19 protein-coding genes and 1 pseudogene are annotated in these 18,387 nt (G+C 59.7%); 10 read left to right on the plus strand and 10 right to left on the minus strand.

Annotation, left to right across the window (positions count from 1 at the left end; translation table 11 throughout):
* Positions 1–67 precede the first annotated feature (67 nt).
* The 3 genes from AC07VO_RS03570 (at position 68) to AC07VO_RS03580 (ending at position 3,340) form a co-directional block, all read left to right on the plus strand.
* Positions 68–475: an RNA-binding S4 domain-containing protein gene (locus tag AC07VO_RS03570; protein ID WP_064615830.1), complete on the plus strand. Its 408-nt coding sequence runs from the start codon at positions 68–70 to the stop codon at positions 473–475.
* 241 nt (positions 476–716) lie between these two features.
* Positions 717–1,619, plus strand: a complete 903-nt coding sequence (gene hslO, locus AC07VO_RS03575; protein WP_018929315.1) for an Hsp33 family molecular chaperone HslO — start codon at positions 717–719, stop codon at positions 1,617–1,619.
* Positions 1,620–1,798: 179 nt separating this feature from the next.
* Positions 1,799–3,340: a phosphoenolpyruvate carboxykinase gene (locus AC07VO_RS03580; RefSeq protein ID WP_018929314.1), complete on the plus strand. Its 1,542-nt coding sequence runs from the start codon at positions 1,799–1,801 to the stop codon at positions 3,338–3,340.
* A 138-nt stretch (positions 3,341–3,478) separates the two neighbouring features.
* On the opposite strand, the gene AC07VO_RS03585 is transcribed toward AC07VO_RS03580, so the two are convergent.
* The 4 genes and pseudogenes from AC07VO_RS03585 to AC07VO_RS03600 form a co-directional block, all read right to left on the minus strand.
* Positions 3,479–3,841: a DUF1493 family protein gene (locus AC07VO_RS03585; RefSeq protein WP_086944160.1), complete on the minus strand. Its 363-nt coding sequence runs from the start codon at positions 3,839–3,841 to the stop codon at positions 3,479–3,481.
* 80 nt (positions 3,842–3,921) lie between these two features.
* On the minus strand, positions 3,922–4,101 hold the full coding sequence (locus tag AC07VO_RS03590) for a hypothetical protein (RefSeq protein WP_086944159.1): 180 nt from the start codon (positions 4,099–4,101) through the stop codon (positions 3,922–3,924).
* 334 nt (positions 4,102–4,435) lie between these two features.
* Entirely contained in the window at positions 4,436–4,579 is a 144-nt protein-coding gene (locus tag AC07VO_RS03595; protein WP_342745208.1) for an antitoxin PaaA2 family protein, read from the minus strand.
* A 66-nt stretch (positions 4,580–4,645) separates the two neighbouring features.
* A pseudogene (locus tag AC07VO_RS03600) lies at positions 4,646–4,938 on the minus strand (hypothetical protein).
* Positions 4,939–5,248: 310 nt separating this feature from the next.
* Here AC07VO_RS03600 and AC07VO_RS03605 point away from each other — a divergent pair.
* The 4 genes from AC07VO_RS03605 to AC07VO_RS03620 all read left to right on the plus strand — a co-directional run bounded on the left by AC07VO_RS03605 (position 5,249) and on the right by AC07VO_RS03620 (position 9,962).
* Positions 5,249–5,752, plus strand: a complete 504-nt coding sequence (locus AC07VO_RS03605; RefSeq protein WP_086944158.1) for a polysaccharide deacetylase — start codon at positions 5,249–5,251, stop codon at positions 5,750–5,752.
* A gap of 420 nt (positions 5,753–6,172) precedes the next feature.
* A complete protein-coding gene (locus AC07VO_RS03610) occupies positions 6,173–8,101 on the plus strand; it encodes a RecQ family ATP-dependent DNA helicase (protein WP_086944157.1) in 1,929 nt (642 codons plus the stop codon).
* A gap of 128 nt (positions 8,102–8,229) precedes the next feature.
* A complete protein-coding gene (locus AC07VO_RS03615) occupies positions 8,230–9,456 on the plus strand; it encodes a 3-hydroxyacyl-CoA dehydrogenase (protein ID WP_086944156.1) in 1,227 nt (408 codons plus the stop codon).
* A 74-nt stretch (positions 9,457–9,530) separates the two neighbouring features.
* Positions 9,531–9,962 (plus strand): acyl-CoA thioesterase, encoded by a 432-nt coding sequence (locus AC07VO_RS03620; RefSeq protein WP_018929305.1) that lies wholly within the window; start codon positions 9,531–9,533, stop codon positions 9,960–9,962.
* A 68-nt stretch (positions 9,963–10,030) separates the two neighbouring features.
* Here the strand turns inward: AC07VO_RS03620 and AC07VO_RS03625 are convergent, their stop codons facing one another.
* From AC07VO_RS03625 to AC07VO_RS03640, 4 genes are all read right to left on the minus strand, one after another.
* Complete coding sequence (locus AC07VO_RS03625) at positions 10,031–10,525, minus strand: glycine zipper domain-containing protein (protein WP_018929304.1); 495 nt, start codon at positions 10,523–10,525, stop codon at positions 10,031–10,033.
* A 249-nt stretch (positions 10,526–10,774) separates the two neighbouring features.
* Positions 10,775–13,123: an FdhF/YdeP family oxidoreductase gene (locus AC07VO_RS03630; RefSeq protein ID WP_064615847.1), complete on the minus strand. Its 2,349-nt coding sequence runs from the start codon at positions 13,121–13,123 to the stop codon at positions 10,775–10,777.
* Entirely contained in the window at positions 13,120–13,959 is an 840-nt protein-coding gene (fdhD, locus tag AC07VO_RS03635) for a formate dehydrogenase accessory sulfurtransferase FdhD (protein WP_086944155.1), read from the minus strand. The genes AC07VO_RS03630 and fdhD overlap by 4 nt, the downstream gene beginning before the upstream one ends.
* 94 nt (positions 13,960–14,053) lie before the next feature.
* Positions 14,054–14,941, minus strand: coding sequence for a LysR family transcriptional regulator (locus tag AC07VO_RS03640; RefSeq protein ID WP_086944154.1), 888 nt, complete (start codon positions 14,939–14,941; stop codon positions 14,054–14,056).
* A 137-nt stretch (positions 14,942–15,078) separates the two neighbouring features.
* Between AC07VO_RS03640 and lysM the strand changes: the two genes are divergently transcribed.
* A complete protein-coding gene (gene lysM / locus AC07VO_RS03645) occupies positions 15,079–15,519 on the plus strand; it encodes a peptidoglycan-binding protein LysM (protein WP_018929300.1) in 441 nt (146 codons plus the stop codon).
* A 152-nt stretch (positions 15,520–15,671) separates the two neighbouring features.
* Here lysM and yrfG read toward each other — a convergent pair whose 3' ends face one another.
* The gene (yrfG, locus tag AC07VO_RS03650; protein ID WP_007939517.1) at positions 15,672–16,334 is read right to left on the minus strand and encodes a GMP/IMP nucleotidase; all 663 of its coding nucleotides are present in this window, start codon (positions 16,332–16,334) and stop codon (positions 15,672–15,674) included.
* Between the two features lie 90 nt (positions 16,335–16,424).
* Here yrfG and nudE point away from each other — a divergent pair, with 90 nt between their 5' ends.
* On the plus strand, positions 16,425–16,991 hold the full coding sequence (gene nudE / locus AC07VO_RS03655) for an ADP compounds hydrolase NudE (protein WP_018929298.1): 567 nt from the start codon (positions 16,425–16,427) through the stop codon (positions 16,989–16,991).
* Positions 16,988–17,821: a 3'(2'),5'-bisphosphate nucleotidase CysQ gene (gene cysQ, locus AC07VO_RS03660; RefSeq protein ID WP_086944153.1), complete on the plus strand. Its 834-nt coding sequence runs from the start codon at positions 16,988–16,990 to the stop codon at positions 17,819–17,821. The genes nudE and cysQ overlap by 4 nt, the downstream gene beginning before the upstream one ends.
* A 109-nt stretch (positions 17,822–17,930) precedes the next feature.
* On the opposite strand, the gene AC07VO_RS03665 is transcribed toward cysQ, so the two are convergent.
* On the minus strand, positions 17,931–18,386 hold the full coding sequence (locus tag AC07VO_RS03665; protein WP_064615859.1) for a thioesterase domain-containing protein: 456 nt from the start codon (positions 18,384–18,386) through the stop codon (positions 17,931–17,933).
* Position 18,387 lies beyond the last annotated feature (1 nt).

The following is an 18,387-nucleotide window of genomic DNA, read 5'->3' on the forward strand; positions in this document are numbered from 1 at the left end:
CGTTGTGATTCATGGCACGACAGAAACGGTAGTACAGTTCATCGATATTTCAGAATGAGGACATCCAATGGCACAAAAAAGCGAAGAGGACGACAAGGTCCGTCTCGATAAATGGTTGTGGGCTGCGCGTTTTTATAAAACACGTGCCTTGGCCAAGGCCGCGATTGAAAGCGGCAAGGTGCATTGCCGGGGCGAGCGCTGCAAGCCAGGCAAGGAGCCGAGGATCGGCGACGAGTTTCAGATTCGCACCGGCTTCGAGGAGCGCACGGTGGTGGTCCAGGCGTTGTCGATCGTGCGCCGTGGCGCGCCGGAAGCCCAGGCCCTGTATGCCGAAACCGAAGCCAGCGTTGCCAAGCGCGAAGCGGCGGCGGCCATGCGCAAGGCCGGGGCGTTGGGCGTGAGCACCGACGGCAAACCGAGCAAGAAACAGCGCCGGGATTTGTTCAAGTTTCGCGGCAGCAGCAACGACGAGTAGTGACGGCCGTCGGGCGCAGACTTGTAATCGCCTGCCTGTGCAGCCATATGGGGGATATTCGCCAACGGCGCATTTCGCAGGTGAAAGCACCGCTCGTCGAAAACCGAGGTTTGACCTTGCTTGGAACAACCCCGAATTGTTCATAAAATGCCGCTATGGCTAAGCTCACCCCCAAAAGTGCTGCTACGGCGTGTTTCATTTTTTGTAACCTTTTTTGTCACCACTTCAGATACCCAGACCTATGACCGATCTACCGGATACCGACTACACCCAACGCTTCATCTTCGATGACAGCGACACCCGCGGCGAACTGGTGGCATTGGAGCGTAGCTATGCCGAAGTCCTCGCCAAACACACCTATCCGGAGCCGGTCGCGCAATTGCTGGGCGAGCTGATGGCGGCTGCAGCGTTGCTGGTAGGCACCTTGAAGTTCGATGGCTTGCTGATTCTTCAGGCCCGTTCCGAAGGCCCGGTGCCGATGCTGATGATCGAGTGCTCCAGCGAGCGCGAAATTCGCGGCCTGGCCCGCTACGACGCCGAGCAGATCGCGCCCGATGCGACGCTCGCCGACCTGATGCCCAATGGCGTGTTGGCGCTGACTGTCGACCCGACTCAAGGCCAGCGCTATCAGGGTATCGTCGATCTCGACGGTGAAACCCTGTCCGATTGCTTCACCAACTATTTCGTCATGTCGCAGCAGGTTGGCACCCGCTTCAAGCTGTACGCCGACGGCCGTCGTGCCCGTGGCCTGCTGTTGCAGCAATTGCCTGCCGACCGTCTGAAAGATGAAGAAGATCGCGCCGCCAGTTGGCAGCACATCACCGCCCTGGCCAGCACCCTGACCGCCGACGAATTGCTGAGCCTGGACAACGAAACCGTGCTCCATCGCCTCTACCACGAAGAGCAGGTGCGTCTGTTCGATGTGCAGAAACTGCGCTTCCATTGCAGTTGCTCCCGGGAACGCTCGGGCAATGCGCTGGTCAGTCTGGGACTGGAAGATGCGCAGCAGCTGGTCGTCGAGCATGGCGGCAGCATCGAGGTCGATTGCCAGTTTTGCAACGAGCGCTACCTGTTCGACGCGGCCGATATCACTCAATTATTCGCCGGAGCAGGGGTTGATACGCCGTCAGATACCCGTCACTAAAACGCTTCAGCGCAGGTAAATTCACTGCTTAGCGCCGGAATAACGCCGTTCTGACGGGAGGGCCCTACACTTTTTGGGCTTTTCTGGCATAATCCGGCCCACTTTTTTCGCGGTAGTAGTGCACGACTTTCTACTACAAAACGTTTGGAGCACTCGGCCACTGGCCGACGGGGAACCTCATGACGCAAGCCAATAACGCCGTGTACACCGATCTGAGTGTTGATGATCTGGTTAAACAAGCCCTGAATCGCGGTGAAGGCGAGCTTGCCGATACCGGCGCGCTGGTTGTTCGCACCGGTCACCGTACCGGCCGTTCGCCAGTCGATCGTTTCATCGTTGAAGAGCCGACTACTCAGGACGCCATTGCCTGGGGCCCGATCAACCGCAAGTTCCCGGCCGACAAGTTCGATGCCCTGTGGGCTCGCGTCGAGGCGTTCAACAACGCGCAAGAGCATTTCGTTTCCCACGTGCACGTAGGTTCGGCTGAAGAGCACTACCTGGCCGTGAAAATGACTACCCAGACTGCCTGGCAGAACCTGTTCGGTCGTTGCCTGTTCATCAACCCGGCCCAGTACAACCCGGCCGGTCGTGAAGAGTGGCAAGTTCTGAACGTCGCCAACTTCGAGTGCGTGCCAGAGCGTGACGGCACCAACTCCGACGGTTGCGTGATCATCAACTTCGCGCAGAAAAAAGTGCTGCTCGCCGGCATGCGCTACGCCGGTGAAATGAAGAAAGCCATGTTCTCGGTGCAGAACTTCCTGCTGCCGGCCGCCGACGTGCTGCCAATGCACTGCGCCGCCAACATCGGCGAAGCGGGCGACGTGACCCTGTTCTTCGGTCTGTCCGGCACCGGCAAGACCACCCTGTCCGCCGACGAAAGCCGTTACCTGATCGGTGACGACGAACACGGCTGGGGCGAAGGCGTGGTGTTCAACATCGAAGGCGGTTGCTATGCCAAATGCATCGACCTGTCCGAGAAGAACGAGCCGGTCATCTGGAAAGCCATCAAACACGGCGCAGTCCTGGAAAACGTTGTTATCGACGACGCCAAGCACGCCGACTACACCGATGTCAGCCTGACCCAGAACAGCCGCGCCGCCTACCCGCTGGAGCACGTAGCCAAGCGTTCCGAGAAGAACCTCGGTGGCGAGCCAAACGCAGTGATCTTCCTGACCTGCGACCTGACCGGCGTGCTGCCGCCAGTGTCGATCCTCAATGAAGAACAAGCGGCCTACCACTTCCTGTCCGGCTACACCGCACTGGTGGGCTCGACCGAAATGGGTTCCGGCAGCGGCATCAAGTCGACCTTCTCCACCTGCTTCGGCGCACCGTTCTTCCCGCGTCCGGCTGGCGAATACGCAGAACTGCTGATCAAGCGCATCCGCGGCTTCGGCTCCAAGGTTTACCTGGTCAACACCGGCTGGACCGGCGGCGGCTACGGCGTCGGCAAACGCTTCAACATCCCGACCACCCGCGGCGTGATCGCAGCGATCCAGAGCGGCGCGTTGATCGGTGCCGAGACTGAGCACCTGGACACCATCAACCTTGACGTGCCATTGGCTGTGCCGGGCGTTGAGACTGGCCTGCTGAACCCACGTAACACCTGGGCTGACAAGGCTGCTTACGATGAAGCTGCTAAAGCACTGGCCGGGTTGTTTGTCGAGAACTTCAAGAAGTTCGACGTGAGCGACGCGATCAAGGCTGCTGGGCCGAAGTTGTAAGAGTTGGTCTGATGCAATGAGAAAGCCGCCCTTTGGGGCGGCTTTTTTGTGAGCGCTGATTCAGTTCCCTTGAGGCAAAACTGGCAATATTCCCGCAGTAAACACGCTAAACAGCCAGAATAATTCCACTTCTGTTGATCAGATCCCCTCGACCCCTTCCACTTCCTGCGTATCCCACCGTTGTTTCTTGACTGCTTTGTAGAGCATCCCAATAGTCAGCGGCACTTTGTCGCCACGACCCTTCGCTCGGCGCTTGAGAAACACATCAAACCCTTCCGGTTGAAAATACCGATATGCGTCGTAGTCGACGAAATCGATGGCGAACTGTTCCTCCAGCGCTTCCATCAGCTGCCGCGCATCAGCGCCATCGCAACCCAGGTCAAAGTTGATCGAGGTGGTGAGACTGATGGTTTTGCGTTCGGGCAGGCCGAGTTCTTCGTGCAGCAACTGCATGAGCAGGTGCATGGCGTGGTCGTCGGGGAAGTTGGGGGCGAGGATCATTACGGGGCATCCGGTTGGGCTTTGGAGGATCTTATTGGGCGTCGGATTCGTGGGGAAGGGCGCAAGCCCGATGGCAGCGGTTAAAACGTAAAGGATTGCAGGGTTTTGAGGAGATCACTGGAGGCTCGGATGCGCTGGAGGGCGGCTTCGAGGATGTCTTGGGGGTTGGCCTCTGTGTCGATGATCAGGGGCGGGGTGTCGGTGAGGTTGGATTGGAGTGAAAGGTAACGATCGCTGGAGAGCGGATTCCATGTCTTCATTGGTTTTAGCCTCAAATGCATCGGGAAGAACCGCCGTCACCGTGACCAAGCGATGGGAGGCGGACTGTGTTCGGGTTGGTCAACCGATGAGGCTCACATCCCGGCACGCCCGAGGGCGTCCCAAACACAGCCACCATATAGCGTGCAGGCACTTGAAGTGCCGGCAGCATATAACGGACGCGTAGATATGAGCCATTCGGGTGACCAAGCCCGAGTCGCTGATTTGGCAGCGACAGTCACGACTATAGGTTTGAGCCACCGGGCAGCGATAGGCGACAAGGTGTCTTCGGTTGTAGGACCGGGACGAAGCGTTGATAGGGCGTTGCCTACGGACTTATCTCTTTTGCAGTTTGTCTCGTTTGATTGCCATCAGGTGTTTGGCTTCTCCATCTGGAATGCTGGGGCGAGGGTCGTCGAGGCTGGCTTGTACTTGTGCTCTGAACCATGCGTCGCAGGCCGCTTTGTCTGTGTTTTTCATCAGACACACCGCGTTATCGTTCTTCGCGGGCAAGCCTCGCTCCTACAGGGGATCGTGGTCAGGGTCTCAAACCGCTGTGGTTTTCGGCAGGCGTTGCCGGGCGATTTCGAGTAGTTCGTTGCCATCCTGGGTCAGCAGGTACAACGCGTTGACGATATTGGGTATGTCTTTCGCGTCGGCCTGTTTGAAGCACAGGCAATAGAGTGTTTCGAGCAGGTCGCCAGCGGCGCGATGCGTTGTCGGGCGGCATCGAGGATTTCGTGGGGATCGGCCTCGGTGTCGATGACCAACACGGGGGTATTGCTGTAGCTGGTTTTGAGCGGGCGATAGCGGTCTGTTAACGAGTGGCGCGTGTTCATCGAAGTCAGTCCTGTGGGAAGTCGGGCAGTCTCGCCGGCGGGCCGACACAGTGTTTTCAGCCGCGTCGAAAACTATAGAGGGCCACAGCGAGGCGTCGCAAGGTGGTGCAAGTGGACAGGTTTTGTAGGGGGTTTACCGGTGTTATCGCCCTTTGCCTACGCATCCCTCGACTATTTTTTAAGCTTTTCCCTTGGTGGTCGATATTCCTACGGGATTGTCAGGCTTAACGCATCCAGCCTCTGGAGGGTGCGCGCCAGAATGTGTAGGACGTTTCGAAGCGTCTGAGTCAACTCTTAAAGGGAATTAGGTATGCAATGGCTGCGTGTGGCCTCGATTTTATTGTTGTGGGCCGGTGTTTGTCGGATAGCGGGTGCTGCTGACGTCGGTCATTCGCTCGTGCTGGCCAACATGGAGCGAACCGGTTGGCCGGGTGCGCTGACCACCCAAGCGGACATCGACACCGCATCTCGCGCCGAGGTGTTAATGGTGGGCAAGGCATTGCTAGCCAGCGAAGCGCTGGATGAGCAGGGGCTGAAACAGCGACTGGGCGTGCGGGCTGTGAAGCTCAAGTCGGTCAGGCAAGTGCGTGACGGGTTGTGGGATCGGTTGCTGATAACCTATCGCAGTGCCAGTCAGAACTGCGAGGACCAACTCTTCTGTCCTCGTGTGCGCAGGGTCGCCGATTTGCGTCAGCTGGCGGCGGCGTTTACGGGGGAAATAAGCCCGGCTTATGCGGCGTGGGCGAGCAAGAGCCGGGTATTTCATGAACAGGCGCTGGATGAGCAGTTGCGGGTGGCGGTATTGGTGCCGTAGCTACCCGAGGTCAGTCGATCGACGACTAAGTCTGTGAGGCACTGTCCAGCGTTGTGGGCGCAGCGTAGAGGGGGTCGTCAGGGAGCTTCATGCACCCGCTCAGCAGCAGGGATGCAAAGATAAGGGCGACTGGAAAAAACAGAGTGTCAGGCATGATTGTTCCTTTTTAAGGATCCGCGTGCAGGCGTCCTGCCTTGATGAAAACTTCGCGGATAATGGTTTTTCTCGGGGCGCACCTTACCGGCTGACAGGGGGCTGATGTCAGGGGGCAAAGTGCCTCGTTTGTTTCAATCTGTGGCGAAGGAATCGATGGGCCGACGCTGTATCATCCCGTATCGTTTTTGCCCCCGACCTTTTCTCGACTCGCTGCGTTCGCCGGCTAGGCTTTGGGCTTCGCAGCGGTCAACGGAGTGACAGCTTATGCACAACACCCTGGAACAGGTTTTCGGTTATCCACAGTTTCGGCCCGGCCAGGAGGCGGCGGTCAGCGCGGTGTTGGCCGGGCGCTCGGCGGCGGCGATTTTCCCTACCGGATCGGGCAAATCCCTGTGCTATCAGTTACCGGCCATCCTGCTGCCGCACCTGACGCTGGTGGTCTCGCCTCTGCTGGCGTTGATGCAGGATCAGTTGGCGTTCTTGCAGCGCCACGGCATTGCGGCAGGCAGTATCGATTCGGCCCAGAGTCGCGATGACGCCAGCGATGTGATGGCCCGGGCAAAGTCCGGCGAATTGAAGATTCTGATGATTTCCGTGGAGCGCCTGAAGAACGAGCGTTTCCGCCATTTTCTGCAGCAGGTGCCGATCTCGCTGTTGGTGGTGGACGAGGCCCACTGCATCTCCGAGTGGGGTCACAACTTCCGCCCCGACTACCTCAAGCTGCCGGACTATCAGCGCCAGTTCAACATCCCTCAGGCGCTGCTGCTGACGGCCACCGCGACACCCAAGGTGATCGCCGACATGGAGGCCCGGTTCGCCATTGCGCCTGAGGATGTGGTGACCACCGGTTTCTACCGGCCCAATCTCAATCTGTTGGTGGAACCGGTGCGTGGCCAGGACAAGCGCCGCCGCCTGGTCGAGTGGATGAGCCAGCGTCCCGGCCAGCCCAGCATTGTCTACGTCACTCTGCAAAAAACCGCTGAGCACATCGCCGAACATCTGGCGCGCAACGGCATACAGGCCGAGGCCTATCACGCCGGTTTGCCCCACGAGCAACGGGAAGCGATTCAGCGCCGGTTCATGGGCGGGCAGTCCAATTGCATCGTCGCCACCATCGCCTTCGGCATGGGCATCGACAAAAGTGATATCCGCAACGTGGTGCATTTCGACCTGCCCAAATCCATCGAAAACTACAGCCAGGAAATCGGCCGTGCCGGGCGTGACGGGCAGCCGTCCGATTGCCTGGTGCTGGCCAACCGCGACAGCCTTAACGTGCTGGAGAATTTCGTCTACGGCGACACACCGGAGCGGGACGGCATTCGCTGTGTGCTCGACGAGTTGCAAGCCGCTGCGCCCGAGGGGCAGTGGGAGTTTCTGCTGGGGCCTTTGGCCGATCAGAGCAACATCCGCCAGTTGCCGCTCAAGACCTTGCTGGTACAGCTGGAGTTGCGTGGGCTGATCGCTCCACGCTATGCCTATTACGCCGAATACCGCTTCAAGTATTTGCAGGAGCCGGAAGCGTTGCTGGCCCGTTTCGAGGGTGAGCGCAGGGACTTCGTCTCGGCGATCATCCAGACTTCCAGTCGCGCACGGACCTGGGCCACGGTGAATTTCGACGCACTGTATCAGCAGCATTCCGCCGAGCGCAGTCGAGTGGTCAAGGCGCTGGATTACTTCCAGGAAAAGGGCTGGGTGGAGCTTGAAAGCAAGCAGATGACGGAGGTCTATAGCCTGCTGCAAGCCGACTTCGATTCCCAGGCCTTGAGCGCCGAATTGCACACCTACTTCACCCAGCACGAACGCACCGAGATTTCGCGGATTCACGCCATGCTGGATCTGTTCGCCACCGACCACTGCCTGGGATATCGCCTGGCCGAGTACTTCGGCGATGAAAACGCGCCACAGCGATGCGGGCATTGTTCGGTGTGTCACGGCCACGTAGCGCGGTTACCCGAACCACCGGTATTGCCGGCGCTTGTGGATAAAAATTTCGAGGCGCTGTGCGGTGATTTTATCCACAGGCACCAGCAGCACACGGGAAGTGCTCCATCGGCGGAGCGCGTGACGCGGTTTTTGTGCGGGATCAGCGTGCCGTTGTTTACCAAGCTCAAGGCGCGGTCGATTCCGGGGTTTGCGGCGCTGGAGGAGTATCCATATGGCGAGGTCCGGACGTGGGCTGAAGCGAACCTCTAATCTGTAGGGATTGTCTGGGGCGCATCCATCCGCTGAATGTCGCCCATCACAGGAATAAACTTCAAAAACACACATCGGCTGACTATGGTGAGGACTGTCTTTGGATCGCCAATAAGAGAACAACAACCATGAGCCAGACATCGTTCGATATTCAGCGCGCCGCCGTGATTGGCGCGGGCACCATGGGCCGTGGCATTGTCATGTGCCTGGCCAGCGCCGGGGTGCCTGTGCAGTGGGTCGATAACAATCCACAGATGCTTGAGCAGGCGCTGACCAGCGTGGCTGATACTTACGCCCACAACGTGCGTCAGGGGCGGATCGATCAGGCCGAGGCGGATGCGTGCGTTGCTCGGGTGACGGCGGCTGCCGATTACGCAGCGATCCGCGATGTTGATCTGGTGATCGAAGCGGTCTACGAAAACCTCGAGCTGAAGCAGAAGATCTTCCGCGAACTCGACGGTCTGCTCAAACCTGAAGCGATTCTGGCCAGCAATACCTCGGCGCTGGATATCGACGCCATCGCCGCCGCCACTCGCCGCCCGCAGCAGGTCCTGGGCCTGCACTTCTTCAGCCCGGCGCACATCATGAAATTGCTGGAGATCGTACGCGGCGCCCAGACCGCTCCGGCGGTGCTTGATGCAGCCCTGGCACTGGGCCAGCGCATGGGCAAGGTCAGCGTGGTCTCGGGCAACTGTCACGGTTTCATCGGCAACCGCATGCTGCATCCGTACGTGCTCGAAGCGCGCAAGATGCTGCTGGAGGGGGCGTTGCCTTATCAGGTGGATGCGGCGCTGCAAGGTTTTGGTTTCGCCATGGGGCCGTTCCGCATGTATGACGTGGTCGGCATTGACCTGGAGTGGCGCGCGCGGGAATTGGCTGGCAAGGGCCAGGATGCGCCGGAGGTTCAGGTGGACAATCGTTTGTGCGAGCTCGGGCGTTTCGGTCAGAAGAGCGGCGACGGGTATTACCATTACGAGCCGGGCAGTCGTCAGGCTGAGCATGATGTGGAAGTCGATGCGCTGGTGCTGGAAATCAGCGAAGGGTTGGGGTTTCAGCGGCGTGAGATAGGGCCAGAGGAGATTCTTGAGCGCAGCTTGCTGGCACTGGTCAATGAAGGGGCGAAGATCCTTCAGGAAGGCATTGCGGCGTCGGCGCACGACATCGATCTGGTGTACCTCAACGGTTATGGTTTCCCGGCGGACAAGGGCGGGCCGATGGCCTGGGCGGATCAGCAAGGGCTGGACGATATTCATCTGCGGTTGTTGCAGCTTGAGACCAAACAGGGGGATCACTGGGCCCCGGCACGGTTGATTGGGGAGTTGGCGGCGCAGGGCAGAGGGTTTACCGACATGTGATTTAGGTAGTGCCTGTGACAGCGCCTTCGCAGTTTCACCTTAAACTGGCCATCCAACTCCAGGAACCGACGCTGATGTCCAACCCGATGCCCCATCGCACCGACTACCCCCATTTCCAGCCCATCACCACCCGCTGGCATGACAATGACGCCTACGGTCATGTCAATAACGTCACCTACTACAGTTTTTTCGATACGGCGGTGAACACCTACCTGATCGAAGTCGGCGGCCTGGATATCCATGACGGTGAGGTGGTGGGTTTTGTGGTGAGTTCGGCCTGCGATTACTTCGCGTCTATCGCCTTCCCGGATCGGATCGAGATTGGCCTGCGGGTCGGCAAGTTGGGCAGCAGTTCGGTGCAGTACGAGCTGGCGGTGTTCAAGGCTGGAGAAGATGAGGCCTGCGCGGCAGGGCGCTTCGTGCATGTATTCGTCGATCGGCTGTCGAATCAGCCGGTGGCGATTCCTGCCGGGTTGCGCGGGGCGTTGGAGCGACTGGCGATCTGAGGGCAAAAAAAATCGCAGCCCGAGGGCTGCGATTTTTCGATCTAACGGTCGACGAGGCGATTCAAGCCTCAGTCGTCATCGTGATAGCGATGGTGATGCTTGCGATGCCCATACGCATGGCCGCGACCCGGGTGACCACGGTAGTAGCGACGATCATCATCGTCATAACCACGACGATAGGAACGACGATCATCGTCGTCATTGCTGCTGTTGCCCATATGGTTACCCAGCGCGCCACCGAGGCCGCCGCCTGCTGCGGAGCCGATCAGGCTACCGGTGGTGCCGCCCATGCTGCGGCCGACCACGTTACCGCCAGCTGCGCCCAACGCACCGCCAATGGCGGCTTCGCCACGGCTGCGTCTGTCTGCGCCAACTGCGCTACCACCCGCGCCGCCCAGGGCCGCGCCAATGGTTGAACCTGTACTGCCGCCTAGTGATTGACCGACGACCGAGCCAAGAACCCCGCCCAATGCGCCGCCCACACCTGCTTCGGTGGTGCCGCCAGCAGACGCGAAGCCACTGACCAGGCCAAGGGACAACAAGAGAATCGAGGAGAACTTCATAGAGGAACCTCAAGGGGATGACGGCGCGATCCTGAGGCTGTGTCATGGTTGTGACAATAGAAATCCGACGAATAACACGACTTGAGCACATTTCTATAAGTTGCTGTTTTTTGGGCGGAACTTAAGTGTTTTTCGCCGGTCTTTAGCTACTTCTCAAAGGCCGTTTTCATATGAAAACGGCCTTTTTTGTGGGCGATTGGAAAGTACGGATCGGAAAAATTTGTTGAGTGGGCTACCGCCATCGCTGCGTCAAGCTGACTTGGCCATGATCAACCCGGTTTCACTCGCCGCCTCCAGCCGGATCGCCACAAACTTCGACGTCGGCGTATGGCTGCCATCCCCAGTGCTTTCCAACGGCACCAGCGGGTTCACTTCCGGATAGTACGCAGCCGCTTGCCCGGCAGGAATATCAAACGCCAGCAGGGTAAAACCCTTGACCCGCCGCTCACGGCCATCATCCCAGATCGATACGATGTCAGCCTTTTGCCCCGGTTTGAAGCCCAGGCGAATGAGGTCGGCTTCATTGACGAACAACACATCCCGCTGACCTTTCACCCCGCGATAACGATCATCAAGACCATAAATGGTGGTGTTGTACTGATCGTGGGAGCGCATCGACTGCATGATCAGGTCCGGCAGTACGCCGGTGGCGCGGGTGCGTTCGTGCACCAGGTGTTTGGGCAGGATGTTCGGACGGAAATTGGCCCGACCTGATGGGGTATTCCAGCGACGTGCGCCGGCACTGCTGCCCAGGTAGAAACCGCCGGGGTTCTGGACTTTCTCGTTGAAGTCCCGAAAGCCCGGGATGGTGTCGGCGATCAGGTCGCGGATGCGGCTGTAATCAGCCACCAGCCAGTTCCAGTCCACCGGTTTGCTGCCCAGGGTCGCGGCGGCGATACCAGCGATGATTGCAGGCTCCGAGCGCATCAGGTTCGACAACGGTTGCAACTGACCGTTGGAGGCGTGGACCATGCTGAAGGAGTCTTCCACGGTCACCGCTTGGGCGCCTTCGGTCTGGATATCGATATCGGTGCGGCCCAGGCACGGCAGGATCAGCGCGTCTTTACCGTGGATCAAATGGCTGCGGTTGAGCTTGGTGCTGATCTGCACGGTCAGGTCGCAGTTGCTCAGGGCCTGGAAGGTCCGTGGGCTGTCCGGGGTGGCTTGGGCGAAGTTGCCGCCCAGGCCGATGAAAACTTTCGAACGGCCTTCGGCCATGGCGTGAATCGCCTCGACCACGTTGTGGCCGTTTTCGCGCGGGACCTTGAACTGGAAGCGCCGCTCCAGAGAGTCGAGGAGCGCCGCCGGCGGACGTTCGTTGATGCCCATTGTCCGGTCGCCCTGCACGTTACTGTGGCCGCGCACCGGGCACAGACCGGCCCCCGGCCGGCCGATGTTGCCGCGCAGCAGCATCAGGTTGGCGATTTCCTGGATGGTCGCCACCGAATGGCGATGCTGGGTGATGCCCATCGCCCAGCACATGATCACGTTCTTGCCTTTGGCGTACATGCGCGCCGCTTGCTCGATTTCCACCAGGGGCAGGCCGGATTGCTCGACGATCTGCTCCCACGGGGTGTCGTCGACGATGCCGAGGTATTCCAGAACATTGACGCTGTGTTCATTGAGGAAGTCGTGGTCGAACACCGCAGGCTCACCCGCCTTCTGCGCATCGCGCTCCCATTGCAGCAGGAACTTGGCCATGCCGCGCATGATCGCCATGTCGCCGCCCAATGCCGGACGGAAGTACGCGGTGTTGGTCGGTTTGTCGCCGTTGGTGAGCATTTCGATCGGGTGTTGCGGGTGCTGGAAGCGTTCCAGGCCGCGCTCTTTCAGCGGGTTGATGCACACCACCTGCGCACCGCGTTTCACCGCTTCGCGCAGTGGCTCGAGCATCCGCGGGTGGTTGGTACCAGGGTTTTGGCCCCAGACAAAAATTGCATCTGCATGTTCGAAATCGTCGAAGGTCACGGTGCCTTTGCCGACTCCGACGCTTTGGGCCAATGCCACACCGCTGGCTTCGTGGCACATGTTCGAGCAGTCGGGGAAATTGTTGGTGCCATAGGCACGCACGAACAATTGATAGAGGAACGCCGCTTCGTTGCTGGCACGGCCCGAGGTGTAGAACTCGGCCTGATTCGGGCTCGACAGCCCTTGCAGGTGTTTGCCGATCAGGGCGAATGCGGCTTCCCAGCTGATCGGTTTGTAACGATCGGTTTCGGCGTCGTAGCTCAGCGGCTCGGTCAGACGGCCCTGGTACTCGAGCCAATAATCACTTTGTTCCAGCAACGAGCTAACGCTGTGCTTGGCGAAAAACGCGCCATCGACACGCCGTTTGGTCGCTTCCCAGTTCACTGCTTTGGCGCCGTTCTCGCAGAACATCACCATGCCGCCTTCCTGGGAATCGCCCCAGGCGCAACCGGGGCAATCGAACCCGCCGTTCTTGTTGGTCTTGAGCATCATGCGCAGATTTTTCAACGCGTTGTCGCTGGTCAGCCAGGCCCGGGCGACGCTGGCCAGCGCGCCCCAGCCACCGGCCGCACCCTTATAGGGCTTGTAACGTGGAACAGGTTTCTGGTCGGCTTGTTGGTGTTGACTCACGCTTGATTCTCCAACGCAGGGCTGTAGACCCTTGGTGCACTTTTCTGAGGTAGGTGGATGAGATTGAGGTTGTGTCGACGGGCCCATTGCACGGCCAGGCCCGTGGGCGATGACAGGCTGACCAGGGTCTGGATGCCGGCGCGTAAAACTTTCTGGATCAATTCGAGGCTGCAACGGCTGGTGACAATCGCCAGACCATCGGTGGTCGGGATTTTCTGGCGGATCAACCCGCCAATCAGCTTGTCGAGGGCGTTGTGTCGGCCGATGTCTTCACGGCCCAGCAGCAATTCGCCTTTGCCATTCATGAACACCGCCGCATGCACCGCGCCGCAATGCTGGCCCAGAGGCTGGAATTCGCCGATGCGATGGCGCAGACCGTCCAGCCATTCGGCCGGGGGCAGCGGGGCGCCGGGCAACACCTTGAGATCAGGCAGCGCTTGCTCCACCGCTTCCACGCCACAGAGCCCGCAACCGCTGGTGCCGGCCAGTTGCCGGCGCTGCTGCTTGAGGTTCCAGAAGGCGCGGTTGGCGATGGTCACTTGCGCGTATTGCGCCGAACCCGAGCCGCTGAGTTGCAGGTCATAGATGTCTGAAGCGTCGTCGATGATGCCGCTGCCGAGGCTGAAGCCGACGATGAAGTCTTCAAGGTCCGTCGGCGTCACCAACATGACGGCCTGGCTGATGCCGTTGTAGGCGATCGCCAACGCGACTTCCTCAGCCAGCGCGGTGCTGGATGATTCGGAGTATTCGAGGTTGCAGTAACTGTATGTCTGGCTTGCGGCGGGCGCGGGCGTTTCGAGAGCGGGCGCCGCGCAGCCGGGGCGCTTGGCGTTCATTAGGCATCACCGACGGTTTGGTCAGCTTTAAGCCTAGGCGCGTCAACATGTCGCGTCTAATCGCTATTACTGATCTACCGATAGATGGCGTCGATCAAGTGTCTGTCAGTGATTTCTGATAGATCGCAAAACAGGCTTCTGCCAAGGCCGAACGCGGAGCGCTGCGACGCATGATCAGTCCCAGCCGGGCGAGGGTCTGGGCGCTTTCGATGGGTTGCAGGCGCAAGTGATCGGTGAGGTTTTCGAGGCCGCTGTTCAGCGGCATCACTGCGCAGCACAGGCCACCGTGTACCGCTTGTAACAATTGGTGGACTGCATCGGTTTGCAGCAACGGTTGTGGGGTCAGGCCACGGCTGTGGAAGTTATGGTCGATGGACTGGCGAAAGTGCATGCCGCTGGTGAGCATGCCCATGGGCAGTTCGATCAGCGACTCCCAGCTCAGCGGCGCCTCGCCGAAACTGAAGAAGCGTTGATCGTAGAGCAGGCCCATGCGGGTTTCGCTGAACGCCAGGGAGTCGAAGCGCTCGCCGTCCAGATGCTCCAGGTACGATACGCCGAGGTCGAGACGGTTATTCGCCAGTTGTTCAAGGATCTGTTCGGAACTCAGGGCCGAGAGTTCGAACCGCAGGTTCGGGTGTGCGGCATGCAGGCGTTGCATCAGCGGCACCGGGTCGAAACTCGACAGCGGCACCACCCCCAGACGCAACGTACCCACGAGGTTGCCGCGACAGGCCGCCGCTTCGGCCTGCAAACCGTCGTAGGCCGCCAGCACCGTACGCGCCCATGCCAGCACGCGCTCACCCGGTGCCGTGAAACCTTCGAAGCGTTGGCCGCGATTGACCAGCGGCAGCTCGAGTTCTTCCTCAAGGCTGCGCAGGCGCATGGACAAGGTCGGCTGAGTGATGTGACAGCGCGCGGCGGCCTGGCCGAAGTGTCGGGTTTCGTCGAGAGCGATGAGGAATTTCAGCTGCTTGATGTCCATCTTCGCTCCAGGGCGCCGGCAAGGTTTGCGATTCTACCGCCTGCGCGGGGTTGGGTCATTGGTCGGCTGGGAGCCGGTCTTCAAACGACTGGTCTAGTCTTGGGCGTCTGGAACCCAAATCCCAAGGAGCGTGCACCATGAGTATTTTTAGCTTTGTGAAAGAAGCAGGTGAAAAACTTATTGATCTGCTGACACCCGGCAATGCCAACGCCAGCGAGCAGCTGAAGGCACACATCAGCAAGGTCGGCTTGGGTAACCCGAATGTTCAGGCGACCATCGATGGCGACAAAGTCACCGTCACCGGTGAAGTGGCAAGCCAGGAAGAGAAGGAGAAAATTCTGTTGGCCGTGGGCAATATTGCCGGTGTCGGTAGTGTCGATGACCAGATCACCGTAACGGGGCCGGTTGCCAAGGCAGCGCAGTTCGTCACCGTTAAAAAGGGCGACACCCTCAGCGCGATTTCCAAGGCGGCATACGGCGACGCGAACAAGTACAACAAAATCTTTGAAGCCAACAAACCAATGCTTTCGCACCCGGACAAGATCTATCCGGGGCAGGTGTTGCGGATTCCTGAATAACACAGAACCTGTGGCGAGGGAGCTTGCTCCCGCTCGGCTGCGCAGCAGTCGCAATCTGGCCAATGCACCTTTCTGAAGGAACTCAGCCAGATTGGGAGCGCTTCGCACTCCAGCGGGAGCAAGCTCCCTCGCCACAACGACCGCGTCAGACTCTAAAGCCCTGCGATGAGCTCCCGATAATCCCCCACCGCCGCAAACTCTGCCGTGTCCTTCGGCCCTTTGCGGCTGTCCGGCTCGCTCACGGCCAGCAGGTGCGCCACCCCGAAATTGCGTGCGCTGCGCAGGATCGGCAGGGTGTCGTCGATGAACAGGCAGCGTGCCGGGTCGAAGCCGATATCGGCCTGCAAGGCATCCCAGAACTGCGGGTCTTCTTTGGCGAAACCGTAATCGTGAGAGCTGATCAAGCGCTCGAAATACGGCGCCAGTTCAATTCTTTCCAGTTTCAATGACAACGAGTCGCGGTGGGCGTTGGTGATCAGTACCACGCGCTTGCCGGCCTGTTTGATCGCGGCCAGAAAAGTGTCCGCATCCGGACGCAAGGCGATCAGGTGCGCGGTTTCCAGTTTCAGTTCGCGCACCGACAACTTCAGTTCGGCGCTCCAGAAGTCCAGGCAATACCACTGCAACTGACCGGCATGGCGCTCGAACAGTGGCTGCAATTCCAGCTCCGCCATGGCCAGGCTCACCCCGTGCAACTCGGCATAACGCTTTGGCAGGTGTTCCAGCCAGAAATGGTTGTCGTAGTGCAGGTCCAGCAGCGTGCCGTCCATATCCAGCAGAACGGTATCGATGTCGCGCCAGGGCAGCAGGGACATAAAAAACTTCTCCAGCGGTAAAAAAGATATCCGAGGTAAACAATCAGGGTAGGCCGGGTATAGTAACGCGTTCACGCCAAGGAGCTTCTCATGCGCCAGAAACCCACCATACTCGCCCGCGAGATCGTCGCCACCAGCCGATTATTCTGTGTCGAAGAGCTGAAACTGCGCTTTTCCAATGGCGTGGAACGCACTTACGAGCGATTGGTCGGTAAAGGCGCTGGTTATGGTGCGGTGATGATCGTGGCGATGCTCGACGCGGACCACGCCGTGTTGGTGGAGGAATACTGCGGTGGCACCGATGCCTACGAATTGTCCCTGCCCAAAGGCTTGATCGAGCCGGGCGAAGACGTGCTGGCGGCGGCCGAGCGGGAGCTCAAGGAAGAGGCCGGGTATGGCGCGCGGCAACTGGAGCATCTGACCGAGTTGTCGTTGTCACCTGGCTACATGAGCCAGAAAATCCAGGTGGTGCTGGCCACCGATTTGTACGAAGAACGCCTGGAGGGTGACGAGCCCGAGCCGATGGGGATGGACAAGATCAACCTGCGGGAATTGTCGGCGTTGGCGCAGAACCCGCGATTCACCGAGGGCCGTGCCTTGGCGGCGCTGTATCTGGCCCGTGATCTGTTGACTCAGCGTGGGGTGTTCCTGCCATGAAGTTGAATTTTCCCCATCCGTTGATGGCACCGGTGGTAGAACTGGCATTGAAGGCTGGCGAGGCGATCCTGCCGTTCTGGCGCGTCAACGTTGCTGTGACGGCAAAGTCCGATGATTCCCCGGTCACAGCTGCCGACATGGCCGCTCACCATGTGATTCTTGCCGGGTTGACGGCGCTGGACCCGACTATTCCGGTGCTGTCCGAAGAGGATGCCAACATCCCCCAGAGCGTGCGTGCCGGCTGGCAGCGTTGGTGGTTGGTCGACCCTCTGGACGGCACTAAGGAGTTCATCTCCGGCAGCGAAGAGTTCACTGTCAATATCGCGCTGATCGAGCAGGGGCGTGTGGTGTTCGGCGTGGTGTCGATGCCGACCAGCGGGCGATTTTATGTCGGCGGTACCGGGCTGGGTGCCTGGCGTGGCGATAAAGACGCCGAGCCGTTGCCAATTCAGGTTCGCGAGGTGCCGGCTGCGGGTGAAGCCTTCACGGTGGTCGCCAGTCGTCGGCATTCAAGCCCTGAGCAGGAGCGCTTACTGGCAGGGTTGAGTGACAGTCTGGGCGAGCTGCAACTGGCGAATATCGGCAGCTCACTGAAGTTTTGCCTGCTGGCGGAAGGGGCTGCAGATTGTTATCCGCGATTGGCGCCGACTTCGCAGTGGGACACGGCCGCGGCTCAAGGTGTGCTGGAAGGCGCCGGCGGTGAGGTGCTGGATTTGAGCGGCGCGCCGTTCTGTTATCCGGCGCGGGAATCGTTGCTGAATGAGTTCTTCCTGGCGCTGCCGGCTAAAGCGGCATGGCGGGAGAAACTATTGGCGCTCGCTCGGGCGTAAAGATCAAGAGATCGCAGCCTCGTTTCACTCGACAGCTCCTACAGGGGGCGCGCTTCTCTGTAGGAGCTGTCGAGTGCAACGAGGCTGCGATCTTTTAAGATCGTTTGCTTTACCGGTGAAGGACGTATTGCCCGGTAAACCTCACCGCATCCTCTTCACTCCCGGCATTCACGATCCGCGAATGCAGCGTCAACCGCGCCCGCCCATAGCGTCGATACATCGCCAGGAACTTCCTCCACACTGCCGGGTTCGGTGCCTGACAGATCGCCGTCGCGTCCATGGTGACCGGCAGCGGGTAGTTGATCTGCCCTTCCTGAATCACGATGTGCCCGTCTTCGATACCTTCTTCACGTAAACGCAAATGCAGCCAGCCCCAGCCGGCCAGCACCGCGCCGCAATACAGGCTGCCACCGAACATGGTGCTCTTGTGATTGACGTTGGGCTCCAGCGGCAGATGCAGGCGCAGTTGTTGGTCATGCCAGTCGAGCACTTTGAGGCCCATGTCCCGCGTGAGGGGGATGTCGCGATAGAGGATCGATTCCAGGTGACGACTGTCGCGGTTCATT

The organism is Pseudomonas sp. GW821-FHT03E01 (genome assembly GCF_059420765.1).